At 66.7% G+C, this 16225-nt stretch carries 26 protein-coding genes; 1 reads left to right on the top strand and 25 read right to left on the bottom strand.

Features of this window, described 5'->3' with window-relative positions:
- Window positions 1–160: 160 nt before the first annotated feature.
- Window positions 161–2245: a glycosyltransferase family 4 protein gene (locus ACFYZR_RS15050; RefSeq protein ID WP_391910126.1), complete on the top strand. Its 2085-nt coding sequence runs from the start codon at window positions 161–163 to the stop codon at window positions 2243–2245.
- A 63-nt stretch (window positions 2246–2308) separates the two neighbouring features.
- Here the strand turns inward: ACFYZR_RS15050 and truA are convergent, their stop codons facing one another.
- The 25 genes from truA to rplV all read right to left on the bottom strand — a co-directional run bounded on the left by truA (window position 2309) and on the right by rplV (window position 16221).
- The gene (gene truA, locus ACFYZR_RS15045; protein WP_391910124.1) at window positions 2309–3163 is read right to left on the bottom strand and encodes a tRNA pseudouridine(38-40) synthase TruA; all 855 of its coding nucleotides are present in this window, start codon (window positions 3161–3163) and stop codon (window positions 2309–2311) included.
- Between the two features lie 77 nt (window positions 3164–3240).
- Complete coding sequence (gene rplQ / locus ACFYZR_RS15040) at window positions 3241–3705, bottom strand: 50S ribosomal protein L17 (RefSeq protein WP_361701880.1); 465 nt, start codon at window positions 3703–3705, stop codon at window positions 3241–3243.
- Window positions 3706–3867: 162 nt separating this feature from the next.
- Complete coding sequence (locus tag ACFYZR_RS15035) at window positions 3868–4890, bottom strand: DNA-directed RNA polymerase subunit alpha (protein WP_004946635.1); 1023 nt, start codon at window positions 4888–4890, stop codon at window positions 3868–3870.
- A 134-nt stretch (window positions 4891–5024) separates the two neighbouring features.
- Entirely contained in the window at window positions 5025–5429 is a 405-nt protein-coding gene (gene rpsK / locus ACFYZR_RS15030; protein ID WP_003948617.1) for a 30S ribosomal protein S11, read from the bottom strand.
- 71 nt (window positions 5430–5500) lie between these two features.
- On the bottom strand, window positions 5501–5881 hold the full coding sequence (gene rpsM, locus ACFYZR_RS15025) for a 30S ribosomal protein S13 (protein ID WP_229348552.1): 381 nt from the start codon (window positions 5879–5881) through the stop codon (window positions 5501–5503).
- Window positions 5882–6066: 185 nt separating this feature from the next.
- On the bottom strand, window positions 6067–6180 hold the full coding sequence (gene rpmJ, locus ACFYZR_RS15020; RefSeq protein WP_003956441.1) for a 50S ribosomal protein L36: 114 nt from the start codon (window positions 6178–6180) through the stop codon (window positions 6067–6069).
- Between the two features lie 62 nt (window positions 6181–6242).
- A complete protein-coding gene (gene infA / locus ACFYZR_RS15015; protein ID WP_003956442.1) occupies window positions 6243–6464 on the bottom strand; it encodes a translation initiation factor IF-1 in 222 nt (73 codons plus the stop codon).
- A gap of 140 nt (window positions 6465–6604) precedes the next feature.
- Window positions 6605–7441 (bottom strand): type I methionyl aminopeptidase, encoded by an 837-nt coding sequence (gene map / locus ACFYZR_RS15010; protein WP_391910121.1) that lies wholly within the window; start codon window positions 7439–7441, stop codon window positions 6605–6607.
- 119 nt (window positions 7442–7560) lie between these two features.
- Entirely contained in the window at window positions 7561–8217 is a 657-nt protein-coding gene (locus ACFYZR_RS15005; RefSeq protein ID WP_391910119.1) for an adenylate kinase, read from the bottom strand.
- Window positions 8217–9530, bottom strand: a complete 1314-nt coding sequence (gene secY, locus ACFYZR_RS15000) for a preprotein translocase subunit SecY (protein WP_189454752.1) — start codon at window positions 9528–9530, stop codon at window positions 8217–8219. Before secY ends, ACFYZR_RS15005 begins: the two co-directional genes overlap by 1 nt.
- 205 nt (window positions 9531–9735) lie before the next feature.
- Complete coding sequence (gene rplO / locus ACFYZR_RS14995; RefSeq protein WP_189454756.1) at window positions 9736–10191, bottom strand: 50S ribosomal protein L15; 456 nt, start codon at window positions 10189–10191, stop codon at window positions 9736–9738.
- Window position 10192: 1 nt separating this feature from the next.
- On the bottom strand, window positions 10193–10375 hold the full coding sequence (rpmD, locus tag ACFYZR_RS14990; RefSeq protein WP_087927574.1) for a 50S ribosomal protein L30: 183 nt from the start codon (window positions 10373–10375) through the stop codon (window positions 10193–10195).
- Window positions 10375–10977 (bottom strand): 30S ribosomal protein S5, encoded by a 603-nt coding sequence (gene rpsE / locus ACFYZR_RS14985; protein ID WP_126914681.1) that lies wholly within the window; start codon window positions 10975–10977, stop codon window positions 10375–10377. The genes rpmD and rpsE overlap by 1 nt, the downstream gene beginning before the upstream one ends.
- A gap of 46 nt (window positions 10978–11023) precedes the next feature.
- Window positions 11024–11407, bottom strand: a complete 384-nt coding sequence (gene rplR, locus ACFYZR_RS14980; RefSeq protein ID WP_391910116.1) for a 50S ribosomal protein L18 — start codon at window positions 11405–11407, stop codon at window positions 11024–11026.
- A gap of 3 nt (window positions 11408–11410) precedes the next feature.
- Window positions 11411–11950, bottom strand: coding sequence for a 50S ribosomal protein L6 (gene rplF, locus ACFYZR_RS14975; RefSeq protein ID WP_391910114.1), 540 nt, complete (start codon window positions 11948–11950; stop codon window positions 11411–11413).
- 21 nt (window positions 11951–11971) lie between these two features.
- The gene (gene rpsH, locus ACFYZR_RS14970) at window positions 11972–12370 is read right to left on the bottom strand and encodes a 30S ribosomal protein S8 (RefSeq protein WP_311608928.1); all 399 of its coding nucleotides are present in this window, start codon (window positions 12368–12370) and stop codon (window positions 11972–11974) included.
- Window positions 12371–12580: 210 nt separating this feature from the next.
- Window positions 12581–12766 carry a type Z 30S ribosomal protein S14 gene (locus tag ACFYZR_RS14965; protein ID WP_071964550.1) on the bottom strand — a complete coding sequence of 62 codons (186 nt, stop codon included), beginning with the start codon at window positions 12764–12766 and terminating at the stop codon, window positions 12581–12583.
- Between the two features lie 5 nt (window positions 12767–12771).
- Window positions 12772–13323 carry a 50S ribosomal protein L5 gene (rplE, locus tag ACFYZR_RS14960; RefSeq protein WP_391910111.1) on the bottom strand — a complete coding sequence of 184 codons (552 nt, stop codon included), beginning with the start codon at window positions 13321–13323 and terminating at the stop codon, window positions 12772–12774.
- Entirely contained in the window at window positions 13323–13646 is a 324-nt protein-coding gene (gene rplX / locus ACFYZR_RS14955; RefSeq protein WP_229348559.1) for a 50S ribosomal protein L24, read from the bottom strand. The genes rplE and rplX overlap by 1 nt, the downstream gene beginning before the upstream one ends.
- A gap of 3 nt (window positions 13647–13649) precedes the next feature.
- Complete coding sequence (gene rplN / locus ACFYZR_RS14950; protein ID WP_099199421.1) at window positions 13650–14018, bottom strand: 50S ribosomal protein L14; 369 nt, start codon at window positions 14016–14018, stop codon at window positions 13650–13652.
- Window positions 14019–14113: 95 nt separating this feature from the next.
- A complete protein-coding gene (gene rpsQ / locus ACFYZR_RS14945) occupies window positions 14114–14395 on the bottom strand; it encodes a 30S ribosomal protein S17 (RefSeq protein ID WP_019888756.1) in 282 nt (93 codons plus the stop codon).
- Window positions 14395–14619: a 50S ribosomal protein L29 gene (gene rpmC, locus ACFYZR_RS14940; protein ID WP_030368408.1), complete on the bottom strand. Its 225-nt coding sequence runs from the start codon at window positions 14617–14619 to the stop codon at window positions 14395–14397. Before rpmC ends, rpsQ begins: the two co-directional genes overlap by 1 nt.
- The gene (gene rplP, locus ACFYZR_RS14935) at window positions 14619–15038 is read right to left on the bottom strand and encodes a 50S ribosomal protein L16 (protein WP_030368409.1); all 420 of its coding nucleotides are present in this window, start codon (window positions 15036–15038) and stop codon (window positions 14619–14621) included. The genes rpmC and rplP overlap by 1 nt, the downstream gene beginning before the upstream one ends.
- Before the next feature lie 5 nt (window positions 15039–15043).
- Window positions 15044–15874: a 30S ribosomal protein S3 gene (gene rpsC, locus ACFYZR_RS14930; RefSeq protein ID WP_095580665.1), complete on the bottom strand. Its 831-nt coding sequence runs from the start codon at window positions 15872–15874 to the stop codon at window positions 15044–15046.
- Window positions 15874–16221 carry a 50S ribosomal protein L22 gene (gene rplV / locus ACFYZR_RS14925; protein WP_031012097.1) on the bottom strand — a complete coding sequence of 116 codons (348 nt, stop codon included), beginning with the start codon at window positions 16219–16221 and terminating at the stop codon, window positions 15874–15876. Before rplV ends, rpsC begins: the two co-directional genes overlap by 1 nt.
- Window positions 16222–16225 lie beyond the last annotated feature (4 nt).

Raw genomic sequence — 16225 nt, 5'->3', positions numbered from 1 at the left:
TTCGCGGCGCCCGCCGAGCGGCGCCCCTCATGGCTCCTTGCGACGTGACCCAGGCCACAATGTAGGCTGCGCAGGCAACGGAAGCCTCTCCCTACGGTCTCACCGGCGGTTCGAGCCGCGCAGAGCCCCCGGCCGGTCGAGCCGAACACCCAAGGGCGCCATGAAGATCTCTTTCCTTTTGCAGAACGCCTATGGCATCGGCGGAACCATCCGCTCCACTTTCAATGTGGCGGGCGCCCTCGCCGCCCGCCACGACGTGCGGATCGTGTCCGTCATCCGCAGCGGCGAGAAGCCCCGGCTGACCCTCCACCCCGGGGTACGGCTGATCAATCTCATCGACCAGCGCGCCGACAAGGGCGCCGACGTCGACAACACCCTCCTCACCCAGGACAGTCACTACATCCCGTCCGTCGAGGCCAAGGGCGCGCACTTCAGCGCGCTCACCGACCAGCGGGTCGCCGAACACCTCGCCACGACCGACGCGGACGTCGTCATCGCCACCCGCCCCGGACTCGTCATGTACCTGGCCGAGTTCGGCCAGGACCGCTATCTGCGGATCGGCCAGGAGCACCGGATCTACGGCACCCACGAGGCCGCCATCCGCGCCTACCAGGACGCGTCCATCCCCCACCTCGACGCCCACACCACGGTCTCCGAGGCCGACGCCGTCACCCACCGGGAGCAACTCCCGGGCATCAAGACGAAGATCGTATGCATTCCCAACGGCTGCCCGCCGTCCGAGGTCGAAACCGCCGACCCCGACAGCAAGTTGGTGGTCGCCGCAGGACGGCTCATCCCCGTCAAGCGCTACGACCTACTGATCACCGCCTGGGCCGCCGTCGCCGCCGCGCACCCCGACTGGAAGCTGCGCCTCTACGGCCGCGGCCCCGAACAGGCCAAACTACGCGCCCAGATCGACAGGCTCGGTCTCAACGAGTCACTGACGCTCATGGGCGCCCACTCCCCCATCGAAACCGAATGGGCCAAGGGCTCCATCGCCGCCGTGACCTCCCGCGAGGAGTCCTTCGGCATGACGATCGTCGAGGCCATGGGCTGCGGCGTCCCCGTCGTCGCCACCGACTGCCCCCACGGCCCCGGCGAGATCATCAGTGACGGCGAGGACGGCCTGCTCGTCCCCGTCGGCGACAGCGACGCCATCGCCAAGGGCCTGCTCAAACTGATCGAGGACGGCGAACTCCGCCGCACCATGGGCGCCGCCGCCCGGATCTCCGCCCGGCGCTACGCACCCGAACGCATCGCCGACGCCTACCTCGAACTCATCGCCAGCCTCGGCGGCCCCCGCCACGCCGTCGACGACGCACAGGCCACCGCGACGAAACCGGCCCGGCCGCCGCTCGCCCGGCGCCTGCGCCGGACCGTCGGCAGGCTCGTACGACCACTGCGCCGCCAGCCGGCGCCTCCGCGTGAGAAGAAGGTCCTCAAGGACATCGTCGTCCGCAAACCGCTGCGTCCGCTCGCCTCCTGTCGCGTCAACTCCGAGGGAGACATCGTCGTTTCGGTGGACCCGAGGGGCGTCAGCGGGGAGAACCTCTCCCTGACCGTCACACGACGCAAGGAGAACAAGCCGGCCACGGCACCCCTGACGCCGCCTGCCGAGGCGGGCGCCCCCTGGACCGCCGTCCTGAAACGGTCCGAACTCCGCCTGGGCGAGGGCCGCTGGGACCTCCACGTGGTCCGCGCCGACGACCGCGCCCGACGACGGGTGACCGCCCATCTCCCCGAAGGCCGCCGCCTGTTGGCCCTCGAACCGCTCCCGGGCGCGCCCTTCACCTGGTGGATCCCCTACTCCACCGTCGACGGCTACCTCGCGCTGCGCGCCTGGCACCGCGACGGCCACGCGGAGGCGCGCGCGCTGAAGACGACGGAGGACACGCTCACGGTCGAAGGCACCCTGTACGGCGCGGAGTTCACCGGCGGTACGCCCCTGCTCGTCGGCACCCCGCGCGGCGAGACGGCATCGGAGGTGACAGCGGAAATCGAGGTCCTGGACGCCACGGCGTTCAGGGCGACGCTGCCGTACCAGCGGTTGCGCGAGGCGCGTGCCGGAGAGGAAGCCGCCACGTGGGACCTGGCGCTACGGACGGCCCCCGACGCGGCACCGATCCGGATCGGCCGCCTCGTGGGGGACATCGTCGACCGCAACAAGACGGACATCTATCCGGTGGTGGCGGGGGTGCGGCCGTACTTCACGGTGACGAGTGATCTGGCGGTGAATCTCCCCTGACCTCGAACGCCGGAGGGGCTGAGAATCAGCCCCTCCGGCGTTCGAGGAGTGGGTTACCCCGCTCTAACAGCAACCCGCCCCGGGCAGCGACCTCTTGTTCCGCGCCGCGAGATTCCGCGCCGCGAGCTCCGAGTCCGCCGGATACCCGACCTCCTCCAGCGTCAGCCCGTGCGGCCGCACCACATGCACCGCCGAATCCCGCACACCCGCCGCGAGCACCTGCCCCGGCCAGTCCACACCCCGGTGGCCGTCGCCGACGAACAGCAGCGCGCCCACCAGCGACCGCACCATGTTGTGGCAGAAGGCGTCCGCCCGCACGGTCGCCGTCACGACACCCGACGCGTCCCGCTCCCAGCTCAGCTGCTGAAGCGTACGGATGGTCGTCGCACCCTCGCGCTTCTTGCAGTACGCGGCGAAGTCGTGCTCACCCAGCAGCACGCGGGACGCCGCGTTCATCGCGTCCACGTCCAACGGCCAGTCGTGCCACAGCACATGCCCCCGCAACAGCGGGTCCACCCCACCGACGTGGTCGACGACCCGGTAGGCGTACCGCCGCCAGATCGCGGAGAACCGCGCGTTGAACCCGGCCGGGGCCTCGGCCACACGCCAGACCCGTACGTCGTGCGACAGCCGTCCGGCCAGCCGGCGCAACAGTTTGTCCTCGTGCTCGGCCCAAACCTCCGCCGGAAGATCGACATGCGCGACCTGGCCCCGGGCGTGGACGCCCGAGTCGGTACGGCCGGCGACCGTCAGCTCGTACGTCTCCTTGGACCGGGTCACGGTCCGGATCGCGGCCTCGAGCTCACCCTGCACGGTGCGCTGGCCCTCGCGCTGCTTGGCCCAGCCGGAGAAGTCCTTGCCGTCGTACGACAGGTCCAGCCGCACCCGTACGAAACCGGGCTCAACCTCGTCACTCACCGAGTGTTTCCTCTCAGAATGCGGGACGGGCCCGCCCCCGAAAAAGGGGCGGGCCCGTCACTGACACGTCAGACGCGTCAGGCGTCCTTCGACTCCTCGGCCGGAGCCTCGGCGGCGGCCTCGGACTCCTTGACCGCACGCTTGGTGGCGGCCTCGGCCTCGGCGACGGTCGCCTTCTTGGCGATCTCACCCTCGACCAGCTCGATCACAGCCATCGGGGCGTTGTCGCCACGACGGTTGCCGATCTTGGTGATACGGGTGTAACCACCCGGACGCTCGGCGAAGCGCGGAGCGATCTCGGTGAAGAGGGTGTGGACGATGCCCTTGTCGGTGATCGTCTGCAGCACCTGGCGACGGTTGTGGATGTCGCCCTTCTTCGCCTTGGTGATCAGGCGCTCGGCGACCGGACGCAGGCGGCGGGCCTTGGCCTCGGTCGTCGTGATGCGGCCGTGCTCGAAGAGCGACTTGGCGAGGTTCGCCAGCAGCAGACGCTCGTGCGCGGCGCTGCCGCCCAGACGGGCACCCTTGGTGGGACGCGGCATGGTGTTTCTCCTTGGTGTCTGCCCCGGCCGTATCAGGTACCGGAGTCAGTATCCGAGCAGGCGGTCGCCTGTCGGAGACCCGCGCCCCCGAAGGGGCGCGGGGAACTGCGCGATCGACCGAAGTCGACCCGCAGCCAAGATCGAGCCGTCAGGCCCGAGCTCTTAGTACTGCTCGGTCTCGACGAAACCCGCGTCCGCGTCGTCGTCCGCCCCAAAGGCGTCCGCGGCGGCGGTCGGGTCGAATCCGGGCGGGCTGTCCTTGAGGGCCAGGCCCATGCCGGCCAGCTTCGCCTTGACCTCGTCGATCGACTTCGCACCGAAGTTGCGGATGTCGAGCAGGTCGGCCTCGGAACGGGCGACGAGCTCACCCACGGAGTGGATGCCCTCGCGCTTGAGGCAGTTGTAGGAGCGAACGGTGAGCTCGAGCTCCTCGATCGGCAGCGCCAGGTCGGCGGCCAGGGCGGCGTCCGTCGGGGACGGGCCCATGTCGATGCCCTCGGCGTCGATGTTGAGCTCGCGGGCCAGACCGAACAGCTCGACCAGGGTCTTACCGGCGGACGCCATGGCGTCGCGCGGGCGCATGGCCTGCTTGGTCTCGACGTCGACGATCAGCTTGTCGAAGTCGGTGCGCTGCTCGACACGGGTGGCCTCGACCTTGTAGGTCACCTTGAGAACCGGCGAGTAGATGGAGTCGACCGGGATACGGCCGATCTCCTGGCCCACCTGCTTGTTCTGGACGGCGGAGACGTAGCCGCGACCGCGCTCGACGGTCAGCTCCATCTCCAGCTTGCCCTTGGCGTTCAGGGTCGCCAGGACCAGGTCGGGGTTGTGCACCTCGACGCCGGCCGGCGGGGCGATGTCCGCGGCGGTGACCAGACCCGGGCCCTGCTTGCGCAGGTACATCACGACCGGCTCGTCGTGCTCCGAGGAGACGACCAGCTGCTTGATGTTCAGGATGAGGTCGGTGACGTCCTCCTTGACGCCCGGCACGGTGGTGAACTCGTGCAGGACACCGTCGATGCGGATGGACGTGACCGCCGCACCCGGGATCGAGGAGAGGAGCGTACGACGCAGGGAGTTGCCGAGGGTGTAGCCGAAGCCCGGCTCCAGCGGCTCGATCACGAACCGCGAGCGGAACTCGTCGACGACCTCTTCGGTCAGCGAGGGGCGCTGAGCGATCAGCATGCGATGAATCCTTCAGTCATGGACACCCACTATTTGATGTCCTCTGCTACTGCAAGGGTACGGGCGGCACGGCCCCCGAGAGAGGAGCCGTACCGCCCGAACACCTACGAACAACCGTGCGAAACGGCGCAGCGTCAGACGCGGCGGCGCTTCGGGGGACGGCAGCCGTTGTGCGGGGTCGGGGTGACGTCCTGGATGGAGCCAACCTCGAGGCCGGTCGCCTGGAGCGAACGGATGGCGGTCTCACGACCGGAGCCCGGGCCCTTGACGAAGACGTCAACCTTGCGCATGCCGTGCTCCTGCGCGCGGCGGGCGGCCGACTCGGCGGCCATCTGCGCGGCGAACGGGGTGGACTTGCGCGAGCCCTTGAAGCCGACGTGGCCGGCGGAGGCCCAGGAGATCACGTTGCCCGTGGGGTCGGTGATCGAAACGATGGTGTTGTTGAACGTGCTCTTGATGTGCGCGTGGCCGTGAGCGACGTTCTTCTTTTCCTTGCGGCGCACCTTCTTGGCAGCGCCCTGACGACCCTTGGGGGGCATGTCTTACTCCTGAATGGAGAGGGAGGTGGTCGGTCCTACAGCGAAGACCGCTGATGAGCGTCCGCTGTGGACTACTTCTTGCCCGGCTTCTTCTTACCGGCGATGGCGCGACGCGGGCCCTTGCGGGTACGAGCGTTCGTGCTGGTGCGCTGACCGTGGACCGGCAGACCGCGACGGTGACGCAGACCCTGGTAGCAGCCGATCTCGACCTTGCGGCGGATGTCGGCCTGAACCTCACGACGGAGGTCACCCTCGGTCTTGATGTTGGCGTCCACGTACTCGCGGATCTTGACCAGGTCCTCCTCGACCAGGTCGCGAACGCGGGTGTTCGGGTTGACACCGGTGGCGGCGAGGGTCTCCTTCGCCAGCGTGCGGCCGATGCCGAAGACGTAGGTGAGTGCGACCTCCACACGCTTTTCGCGCGGGATGTCAACACCGGAAACGCGTGCCATTGAATGGCTCCTGTTTGGTGTTGGGGGTCTTCCGCAGGGTCATTCCCGGCCGCCGTACCAGGTACGTTCCGGGTCCCCGGCCCCCGCCGGAGGTGTCGCCGACCCCATCAGGGCCGGACGGACTCTGCGTATGTACATGTACTGCTCGCGTCGCGCGAAGAAACTGCGGAGTGCAGGTTCTGCGATCAGCCCTGGCGCTGCTTGTGGCGCAGGTTGTCGCAGATGACCATGACCCGACCGTGGCGGCGGATCACCTTGCACTTGTCGCAGATCTTCTTGACGCTCGGCTTGACCTTCATGGGATGTGAGGTTCTCCGGGTCAGTGCCGTCGCCCCACCGGAAGCGGGGACGTCGACAAGATCTACTTGTAGCGGTAGACGATCCGGCCACGCGTCAGGTCGTAGGGAGAAAGCTCCACGACGACCCGGTCATCCGGGAGGATACGGATGTAGTGCATCCGCATCTTGCCGCTGATGTGCGCGAGGACCTTGTGACCGTTCTGGAGCTCTACCTTGAACATGGCGTTCGGCAGAGACTCGATCACGGTGCCCTCGATCTCGATGGCACCTTGCTTCTTGGCCACGCTTCGCCTTTCGAATCGGCTACCTTGATCGACTCCCCCATATGCACGCAGGCATGCGGATACACGAGAGCCGACGCATCAGTCTACGTCAGGGCAAACGAAAAGCCTAATCCAGGGTGCTTGCCCGACCACGGAGATCCTTACGCCAGCGGGTCGGGTGCGGCAGTCACGCCGTACTCCGCCAGCTTCGCCCGGCCGCCGTCCACGGCCGTCAGGACCAGCGGGCCCTGCTCCGTCAGGGCGACGGAGTGCTCCCAGTGGGAGGACCAGCTCTTGTCGTCCGTGAGGACCGTCCAGTCGTCCGCCAGGACGTGCGTCCTCGCCGTGCCCAGGCTCACCATGGGCTCGATCGCGATGCAGAAGCCCGGGACCAGCTTCGGGCCCTTGCCGCGCTTGCGGGAGACGTAGTTCAGCAGGTGGGGGTCCATGTGCATCTCGGAGCCGATGCCGTGCCCGCCGTAGTCCTCGATGATCCCGTACTTGCCGGAGGACGGACGGGGCTGGCGGCGGATGTAGCCCTCGATCGCCTTGGAGATGTCCACGAGCCGGTTGCCGTTGCGCACGGCCGCGATACCGGCCCACATGGACTCCTCGGTCACCCGGGAGAGCTCGATCAGCTCCGGAGCGTGACCGGTGCCCACGAAGGCCGTGAAGGCCGCGTCACCGTGCCAGCCGTCCACGATCGCGCCGGCGTCGATGGAGATGATGTCGCCGTCCTTGAGGACGGTCTTGTCGTCCGGGATGCCATGGACGACGACCTCGTTCACCGAGGTGCAGATCGTGGCGGGGAAACCGCCGTAACCGAGGAAGTTCGACTTGGCGCCGTGCTCGGCGATCACCTTGCGGGCGACCTCGTCCAGGTCCTTGGTGGTGGCACCGGGCACCGCGGCCTCCCGGGTGGCCGCGTGGATGGCGGCGACGACCAGCCCCGCCTCGCGCATCTTCGCGATCTGCTCGGGGGTCTTGATCTCGACCATGACGACGCCTTCCTGGCTGTTCCATCGAAACACTGCATCGAAAACTGCATCGAAATACTGCTCGGACAAACACTACGGCCGCGACGCCCCGAGGGGCATCGCGGCCGTGGCGAGAGGAATCACGCCTCCCGGGACGGGAGGGCCTCCATCGCGCGCTGAGTGACCTCGGCGACCTTGCCGAGGGCCGAGATCGTCACCACCAGGCCCTGGGCCTTGTAGTAGTCGATGATCGGCTCGGTCTCGCTGTGGTAGACCTCGAGGCGCTTGCGGACCGTGTCCTCGGAGTCGTCCTCACGCTGGTACAGCTCGCCGCCGCAGGCGTCGCAGACGCCCTCCGCGGCCGGCGGGTTGTAGATCACGTGGAAGATGTGGCTGCTGTCCTTGCGGCACATCCGGCGGCCGGCGATGCGCTTGACGACCTCGTCCTCCGGGACCTCCAGGTCCAGGACGGCGTCGAGCTTCAGCCCGTCCGCCTTGAGGACGGTGTCCAGCGCCTCGGCCTGGGCGAGGTTGCGCGGGAAGCCGTCGAGCAGGAAGCCCTCGGCGGCGTCCTCCTGCTGCATCCGGTCCTTGGCCATCCCGATGGTGACCTCGTCCGGCACGAGCTGGCCGGCGCGCATGTACTCCTGGGCCTTCTGGCCGAGGGGCGTGCCCTGGCTGATGTTCGCCCGGAAGAGGTCGCCCGTCGAGATGTGCGGGATCGCGAGATTCTTGGCGAGGTACGCGGCCTGCGTACCCTTGCCGGCGCCGGGCGGCCCGACGAGGACGATTCGCATCAGCGGAGGAACCCTTCGTAGTTGCGCTGCTGAAGCTGGCTCTCGATCTGCTTCACAGTCTCCAGACCGACACCCACGATGATCAGGATGCTGGTTCCACCGAACGGGAAGTTCTGGTTTGCGTTGAGTGTGACCAGTGCCACGGTCGGCACCAGCGCGATCAGACCCAGGTACAGCGACCCCGGCCACGTGATGCGGTTCAGCACGTAGCTCAAATACTCCGCGGTGGGACGGCCAGCCCGGATCCCCGGGATGAAACCACCATACTTCTTCATATTGTCGGCAACTTCTTCGGGGTTGAAGGAGATGGCGACGTAGAAGAACGCGAAGAACACGATCAGCAGGAAGTACGTGACCATGTAAACGGGGTGGTCACCCTTGACCAGGTTGGCCTGCACCCACTGGGCCCAGTCCGCCTTGGAGCCGGTGAACTGCACCAGCAGCGCCGGGATGTAGAGCAGCGACGAGGCGAAGATGACGGGAATCACACCCGCCTGGTTCACCTTCAGCGGGATGTAAGTGGACGTACCGCCGTAGGAACGGCGGCCGATCATGCGCTTCGCGTACTGGACCGGAATACGGCGCTGAGCCTGCTCGACGAAGACCACCAGCGCGACCATCGCGAGGCCGCACAGGATCACCAGGCTGAACTCCAGCCAGCCACCGAGCAGCTTGCCCTGCATCTTGATGGCCCACAGCGCGCCCGGGAAGCCGGCGGCGATGGACGTGAACATCAGGATGGACATGCCGTTGCCGATACCGCGGTCGGTGATCAGCTCACCGAGCCACATGATCAGCGAGGTGCCGGCGGTCATGGTGATGACCATGACGACCGTGGTGAAGATGGACTGGTTGGGGACGATCTGGTTCCCGACGGTGCAGTTGCCGAAGAGCGCACCGCTACGGGCCGTGGCCACAAGACCGGTGCCCTGGAGCACGGCGAGCGCGACGGTCAGATAGCGCGTGTACTGCGTGATCTTGGTCTGTCCGGACTGGCCCTCCTTCTTGAGGGCTTCGAGTCGCGGAATGACCACGGTGAGCAGTTGGAGGATGATACTGGCCGTGATGTACGGCATGATCCCGAGCGCGAAGATCGTGATCTGCAGCAGCGCACCACCGCTGAACATGTTCACGAGGCCGAAAAGGCCCTGCCCACTCTTGGCCTGGTCCATACACGTCTGGACATTGCGGTAGTCGACACCCGGTACGGGGATGTGTGCCCCGAGCCGGAAGAGGACCATGATGCCCAGCGTGAAGAGCAGCTTCTTGCGCAGGTCGGGCGTCTTGAACGCCCGGGCGAACGCGGTGAGCACGGTGCCTCCTGCGCCTCTCACGTGGCTGCGTGAGAGGTGACGGTCTTGAGGTTCGACGAATACGTAGAGTCAGTCAAAATCCGCGCGGGCAGAGTCCGCGCGGAAGCTAACAGTGCACGCCACCTTACCGGCGACCATGCCCCCCTTGGAACGACCAACCGGGGATGCCCCTATTGGGACATCCCCGGTTGTCAGATCAACGAACTCAGATGAGCTCGGTGACGGTGCCGCCGGCGGCGGCGATCTTCTCCTGGGCGGAGGCGGAGACGGCGTCGACCGTCACCTGCAGCGCCACGGAGATCTCGCCCTGGCCAAGGACCTTGACGAGCTCGTTCTTGCGAACAGCGCCCTTGGCGACCAGGTCGGCCACCGTGACCTCGCCACCCTGCGGGTAGAGCGCGGCCAGCTTGTCCAGGTTCACGACCTGGAACTGCTTGTGGGCGGGGTTCTTGAAGCCCTTCAGCTTCGGGAGGCGCATGTGGAGGGGCATCTGGCCACCCTCGAAGCGCTCCGGAACCTGGTAACGGGCCTTCGTACCCTTGGTACCGCGACCAGCCGTCTTACCCTTCGACGCCTCACCACGACCGACACGGGTCTTGGCGGTCTTGGCGCCCGGGGCGGGACGGAGGTTGTGGACCTTCAGCGGGTTCTGCTCCGCCATGTCAGTCGACCTCCTCGACCGTCACGAGGTGGCGGACGGTCTGCACCATGCCGCGGATCTCGGGGCGGTCCTCCTTGACAACCACGTCGTTCAGGCGCTTGAGCCCGAGCGAACGCAGGGTGTCGCGGTGGTTCTGCTTGCTACCGATGTAGGACTTGACCTGCGTGACCTTGAGGCGAGCCATTACGCACCCGCCCCTGCACGCGCCCGCAGCAGAGCGGCGGGGGCGACGTCCTCCAGCGGCAGACCACGACGGGCGGCGATCTCCTCGGGACGGGACAGTCCCTTGAGGGCCTCCACCGTGGCGTGCACGATGTTGATCGGGTTCGAAGAACCGAGCGACTTCGACAGGATGTCGTGGATGCCCGCGCACTCGAGCACCGCTCGCACCGGGCCACCGGCGATAACACCGGTACCGGGGGAAGCGGGCTTGAGCATGACGACGCCGGCCGCCTTCTCGCCCTGGATCGGGTGCGGCACGGTGCCCTGGATACGGGGGACCTTGAAGAAGTTCTTCTTGGCCTCTTCCACGCCCTTGGCGATGGCAGCCGGAACTTCCTTGGCCTTGCCGTAACCGACACCGACCGTGCCGTCACCGTCGCCCACCACGACCAGCGCGGTGAAGCTGAAGCGGCGACCACCCTTGACAACCTTGGCGACGCGGTTGATCGCGACTACGCGCTCAACGTACGCGGTCTTCTCGGCGGCAGCGCCACCGTCGCGACCCTTCCGGTCCCGCCGCTCGCCGCCACCGGCACCGCTTCCGCGGCGCTGGGGTCCAGCCATTGGAATTACCTCTCTCTGTTACGTCCGCTAGCTCCGGAACCGGGGCTTAGAACTTCAGCCCGGCTTCGCGGGCGGCGTCCGCCAGAGCGGCAATGCGCCCGGCGTACTGGTTGCCACCGCGGTCGAACACGACGGCCTCGACACCGGCGGCCTTGGCACGCTCGGCGACCAGGGCGCCAACCTTCTTGGCCTGGGCGCTCTTGTCGCCCTCGCCACCACGGATCGAAGCGTCCAGGTGCGACGCCGACGCCAGGGTGTGACCCTTGATGTCGTCGATGACCTGAGCGGTGATGCCACGGTTGGAACGCGTCACGACGAGGCGCGGGCGCTCGGCCGTACCCGAAAGGTTCTTCCGGATGCGGATGTGGCGACGGGCCTTGGCGGCGCGCTTGTACGCGTCACCCTTGGCAATCTTCACACCGTATGCCATGGCTTACTTACCCGCCTTTCCGACCTTGCGGCGGATGACTTCGCCCTCGTACTTGACACCCTTGGCCTTGTACGGGTCGGGCTTCCGCAGCTTGCGGATCTTCGCGGCGACCTCGCCGACCTTCTGCTTGTCGATGCCCTCGACCGAGAACTTGGTCGGGGACTCCACCTTGAAGGTGATGCCCTCGGGGGCCTCGATCAGGATCGGGTGGCTGTAGCCAAGGGAGAACTCCAGGTTGGAGCCCTTGGCGACGACGCGGTAACCGACACCGCTGATCTCGAGCTTCTTCACGTAGCCCTGGGTCACGCCGGTGATCATGTTCGCCACCAGCGTGCGGGACAGGCCGTGGAGGGCCTTGTTCTGACGCTCGTCGTTGGGACGGATCACCGAGAGGGTGCCGTCCTCGCCCTTGACGATCTCGATGGGGGCGGACAGGGCGATGTTCAGGGCGCCCTTGGGGCCCTTCACCTGCACGTCACGGCCATCGATGGTGACGTCCACACCAGCGGGAACCTGGATGGGCAGCTTGCCAATACGCGACATTAGCTATTCCTCCGTTCCCGATTACCAGACGTAGGCGAGGACTTCCCCACCCACGCCCTTCTTGCTGGCCTGCTGACCGGTCAGGAGACCGTGGGACGTGGAGATGATCGCCACGCCCAGGCCGCCGAGGACCTTCGGCAGGTTGGTGGACTTTGCGTAGACCCGGAGGCCCGGCTTCGAGATCCGCTTGATGCCCGCGATGGAGCGCTCACGGTTCGGACCGAACTTCAGGTCCAGGACGAGGGACTTGCCGACCTCGGCGTCCTCGACCTTCCAGCCGGCGATGTAGCCCTCCTGCTGCAGGATCTCGGCGATGTGCGCCTTGATCTTGCTGTGGGGCATAGCCACGGTGTCGTGGTAAGCCGAGTTCGCGTTCCGCAGACGGGTCAGCATGTCTGCGATCGGATCGGTCATGGTCATGTTTGGCCTTCGGCCTCTCTCGCCGTGGTTTCCTATCTGCGCCATCCCTCTCCCCGAACTGAAGTCGGGACGGGTGCGGCGCGGGGACCTACGGCGTAGTAAGACGGTCATGGGCGGCGGGCGCCCAACCCTTCAACTCTACGCGAGTGACGGGCTGGGCCCCGCCGTCCTTGATGCTTACCGAGAGCCCTGGTCAACCCAAGTGGGTTGTTACCAGGAGCTCTTGGTCACGCCCGGCAGCTCGCCACGGTGAGCCATCTCACGAAGGCACACGCGGCAGAGGCCGAACTTGCGGTACACGGAGTGCGGGCGGCCGCAGCGGTTGCAGCGGGTGTACGCGCGAACCGCGAACTTCGGCTTGCGCGCGGCCTTCGCGATCAGAGACTTCTTCGCCATCTCGGTCACGCCTCCTTGAAGGGGAAGCCGAGGTGACGGAGGAGGGCGCGGCCCTCGTCGTCGTTGGTCGCCGTGGTGACCACGGTGATGTCCATACCCCGGACGCGGTCGATCTTGTCCTGGTCGATCTCGTGGAACATGACCTGCTCCGTGAGACCGAAGGTGTAGTTGCCCCGACCGTCGAACTGCTTCGGGGACAGACCACGGAAGTCGCGGATGCGCGGCAGCGCGAGCGACAGGGTGCGGTCCAGGAACTCCCACATGCGGTCGCCACGGAGGGTGACGTGGGCGCCGATCGGCTGGCCCTCACGCAGCTTGAACTGCGCGATGGACTTACGAGCCTTGGTGACGGCGGGCTTCTGGCCCGTGATCGTGGTGAGGTCGCGGATGGCGCCCTCGATCAGCTTGGAGTCGCGGGCGGCGTCGCCCACACCCATGTTGACCACGATCTTGGTGAGGCCGGGAACCTGCATGACGTTCTCGAAGGAGAACTCCTCACGCAGCTTGCCCGCGATCTCCTCGCGGTACTTCGTCTTGAGACGCGGAGTGGTAGCCATCAGATGTCCTCACCCGTCCGCTTGGCAACGCGGATCTTGTTGCCGTTCTCATCGAAGCGGTAGCCGACGCGCGTGACGACCTTCTTGCCGTCCTTCTCCACGACGAGCTGAACGTTGCTCACGTGGATCGGGGCCTCGGTCGTGACGATGCCGCCGGTCTGGGCACCACGGGCGGTCTGGCCGGCCTTGGTGTGCTTCTTGACCCGGTTGACACCCTCGACGAGGACGCGGTTCTCGCTGGGCATGGCCACGATGACCTTGCCCTGCTTGCCCTTGTCCTTACCGGTGATGACCTGGACCAGGTCGCCCTTCTTGATCTTCATCGGTTACAGCACCTCCGGCGCGAGCGAGACGATCTTCATGAACTTCTTCTCGCGCAGCTCTCGGCCCACGGGGCCGAAGATACGGGTGCCGCGGGGGTCGCCGTCGTTCTTGAGAACGACAGCGGCGTTCTCGTCGAAGCGGATGTACGAGCCATCCGGACGGCGGCGCTCCTTGACGGTGCGAACGATGACGGCCTTGACGACGTCACCCTTCTTCACGTTGCCACCGGGGATCGCGTCCTTGACGGTGGCGACGATGACGTCACCGATGCCCGCGTAGCGGCGACCCGAACCACCGAGAACACGGATGCAAAGGATCTCCTTGGCACCAGTGTTGTCGGCGACCCGAAGTCGCGACTCCTGCTGGATCACGTCTATCTCCTGATCGTCTGCCGGTTCCCGGCAGGGGCTCCGAGGAGCCCCTGCCGAGCCTGGCGGAACTTATCTGAGGGAGATTCCCTCAGAAATTACTTGGCCTTCTCGAGGATCTCGACGACGCGCCAGCGCTTGGTCGCCGACAGCGGACGCGTCTCCATCAGGAGGACGCGGTCGCCGACGCCGGCAGCGTTCTGCTCGTCGTGCGCCTTGAGCTTGTTCGTACGGCGGATGACCTTGCCGTACAGCGCGTGCTTGACACGGTCCTCGACGGCGACGACGACGGTCTTGTCCATCTTGTCGCTGACGACGAGACCCTCACGGGTCTTGCGGAAACCGCGCTCGTTCGTCTCAGTCACATTCTTCTCGCTCATCAGGCGCTCTCCACCGTCTCGATGCCCAGCTCACGCTCGCGCATCAGGGTGTAGATCCGGGCGATGTCCTTACGGACGGACTTGAGCCGACCGTGGTTCTCGAGCTGCCCGGTCGCCGCCTGGAAGCGGAGGTTGAACAGCTCTTCCTTGGCCTCACGGAGCTTCGCGACGAGGTCCTCGTCGTTGAGCTCGCGCAGCTCGGTCGCCTTGATACCAGCGGCCATCACGACTCACCTGCCTCGCGCCGAACAATGCGGCACTTCATCGGAAGCTTGTGGGCGGCGCGGGTGAGCGCCTCCTTGGCAACCTTTTCGTTCGGGAAAGACAGCTCGAACATCACCCGACCGGGCTTGACGTTCGCGATCCACCACTCCGGGGAACCCTTACCGGAACCCATGCGGGTCTCGGCCGGCTTCTTCGTCAGCGGACGGTCCGGGTAGATGTTGATCCACACCTTGCCGCCACGCTTGATGTGACGGGTCATGGCGATACGAGCGGACTCGATCTGCCGGTTCGTCACATAGGCCGGGGTCAGGGCCTGGATGCCGTACTCACCGAAAGCGAGCTCGGTGCCGCCCTTGGCCATACCGTTGCGCTTCGGGTGGTGCTGCTTGCGGTGCTTGACCCTGCGAGGGATCAGCATGTCGGTCAGGCCTCCGTTCCGGTGGACTCAGCCGGAGCAGCGGCAGCGGCCTCGGCCTTGGGGGCCTCGGCAGCGGCGTTCTGCTGCGGCTTGCGGCCGCGGCCGCCACGCTCGCCACCACGGCCACCACGGGCCGGGCGGTCCTGAGCGCCACCACGGGACGGGCGGTTGCCCGCACGCGCGGCGGCGTTCTCGGCGCGGACCTCGGCGATGTTCTTGACGTCGCCCTTGTAGATCCAGACCTTCACGCCGATGCGGCCGAAGGTGGTCTTGGCCTCGAAGAAGCCGTAGTCGACGTTCGCGCGGAGCGTGTGCAGGGGCACACGGCCCTCGCGGTAGAACTCCGAGCGGGACATCTCGGCGCCGCCGAGACGGCCACCGCACTGGATCTTGATGCCCTTGGCGCCGGCCTTCATCGTCGACTGCATGCTCTTGCGCATGGCGCGACGGAAGGAGACGCGGGAGGACAGCTGCTCGGCGACGGCCTGGGCCACCAGCTGAGCGTCCACCTCGGGGTTCTTGACCTCGAGGATGTTCAGCTGAACCTGCTTGCCGGTCAGCTTCTCCAGCTCGCCACGGATGCGGTCGGCCTCGGCGCCACGGCGACCGATGACGATGCCCGGGCGGGCGGTGTGGATGTCAACGCGGACGCGGTCGCGGGTGCGCTCGATCTCAACCTTCGAGATACCGGCGCGCTCCATGCCCTTCGTCATCATGCGACGAATGGCGACGTCTTCCTTGACGTAGTCCTTGTACAGCTTGTCGGCGTACCAGCGGGACTTGAAGTCCGTGGTGATGCCGAGCCGGAACCCGTGCGGGTTAACCTTCTGGCCCATTACCGGGTTCCTTCCTTGCTGCTGACGACCACGGTGATGTGGCTGGTCCGCTTGCGGATCCGGTAGGCACGGCCCTGGGCGCGCGGACGGAACCGCTTCAGGGTCGGGCCCTCGTCCACGAACGCCTCGCTGATGTACAGCGACGAAGCGTCCGTGTGGTCGTAGTTGTGCGCGGCGTTGGCAATGGCGCTGTCCAGCACCTTGCCCACCGGCACGCTCGCGGCCTGCGGGGCGAAACGCAGGACCGCCTGAGCCTCCGTGGCGTCCATGCCACGGATGAGGTCCACCACGCGGCGGGCCTTCATGGGCGTGACGCGGATGTACCGCGCCTGGGCCCTGGCTTCCATGGTT

It is taken from the genome of Streptomyces sp. NPDC001678 (assembly GCF_042892945.1).
Classification (GTDB): Bacteria; Actinomycetota; Actinomycetes; order Streptomycetales; family Streptomycetaceae; genus Streptomyces.
The sequence above is the reverse complement of the archived record's forward strand: the minus strand, read 5'-3'. Positions and strand labels throughout refer to the sequence as shown.

Bases quoted from the DNA above. Each gene is read 5' to 3' on its own strand.
- rpsM (WP_229348552.1), bottom strand. From the start codon at position 5,881: ATGGCACGCGTTTCCGGTGTTGACATCCCGCGCGAAAAGCGTGTGGAG.
- rpsK (WP_003948617.1), bottom strand. From the start codon at position 5,429: ATGCCCCCCAAGGGTCGTCAGGGCGCTGCCAAGAAGGTGCGCCGCAAG.
- ACFYZR_RS15050 (WP_391910126.1), top strand. From the start codon at position 161: ATGAAGATCTCTTTCCTTTTGCAGAACGCCTATGGCATCGGCGGAACC.
- rpsC (WP_095580665.1), bottom strand. From the start codon at position 15,874: ATGGGCCAGAAGGTTAACCCGCACGGGTTCCGGCTCGGCATCACCACG.
- ACFYZR_RS15005 (WP_391910119.1), bottom strand. From the start codon at position 8,217: ATGCGAATCGTCCTCGTCGGGCCGCCCGGCGCCGGCAAGGGTACGCAG.
- rpmJ (WP_003956441.1), bottom strand. From the start codon at position 6,180: ATGAAGGTCAAGCCGAGCGTCAAGAAGATCTGCGACAAGTGCAAGGTG.
- map (WP_391910121.1), bottom strand. From the start codon at position 7,441: ATGGTCGAGATCAAGACCCCCGAGCAGATCGCGAAGATGCGCGAGGCG.
- ACFYZR_RS15035 (WP_004946635.1), bottom strand. From the start codon at position 4,890: ATGCTGATCGCTCAGCGCCCCTCGCTGACCGAAGAGGTCGTCGACGAG.
- rplV (WP_031012097.1), bottom strand. From the start codon at position 16,221: ATGGAAGCCAGGGCCCAGGCGCGGTACATCCGCGTCACGCCCATGAAG.
- rplE (WP_391910111.1), bottom strand. From the start codon at position 13,323: ATGGCTACCACTCCGCGTCTCAAGACGAAGTACCGCGAGGAGATCGCG.
- rplX (WP_229348559.1), bottom strand. From the start codon at position 13,646: ATGAAGATCAAGAAGGGCGACCTGGTCCAGGTCATCACCGGTAAGGAC.
- rplR (WP_391910116.1), bottom strand. From the start codon at position 11,407: ATGGCATACGGTGTGAAGATTGCCAAGGGTGACGCGTACAAGCGCGCC.
- rpmD (WP_087927574.1), bottom strand. From the start codon at position 10,375: ATGGCTCGCCTCAAGGTCACGCAGGTCAAGTCCTACATCGGTAGCAAG.
- ACFYZR_RS14965 (WP_071964550.1), bottom strand. From the start codon at position 12,766: ATGGCGAAGAAGTCTCTGATCGCGAAGGCCGCGCGCAAGCCGAAGTTC.
- rpsE (WP_126914681.1), bottom strand. From the start codon at position 10,977: ATGGCTGGACCCCAGCGCCGCGGAAGCGGTGCCGGTGGCGGCGAGCGG.
- rplO (WP_189454756.1), bottom strand. From the start codon at position 10,191: ATGGCGGAGCAGAACCCGCTGAAGGTCCACAACCTCCGTCCCGCCCCG.
- rplF (WP_391910114.1), bottom strand. From the start codon at position 11,950: ATGTCGCGTATTGGCAAGCTGCCCATCCAGGTTCCCGCTGGTGTGGAC.
- rpsQ (WP_019888756.1), bottom strand. From the start codon at position 14,395: ATGAGCGAGAAGAATGTGACTGAGACGAACGAGCGCGGTTTCCGCAAG.
- rpsH (WP_311608928.1), bottom strand. From the start codon at position 12,370: ATGACCATGACCGATCCGATCGCAGACATGCTGACCCGTCTGCGGAAC.
- rplP (WP_030368409.1), bottom strand. From the start codon at position 15,038: ATGCTGATCCCTCGCAGGGTCAAGCACCGCAAGCAGCACCACCCGAAG.
- rpmC (WP_030368408.1), bottom strand. From the start codon at position 14,619: ATGGCCGCTGGTATCAAGGCGACCGAGCTGCGCGAGCTCAACGACGAG.
- rplQ (WP_361701880.1), bottom strand. From the start codon at position 3,705: ATGCCGCGTCCCACCAAGGGTGCCCGTCTGGGCGGCAGCGCCGCGCAC.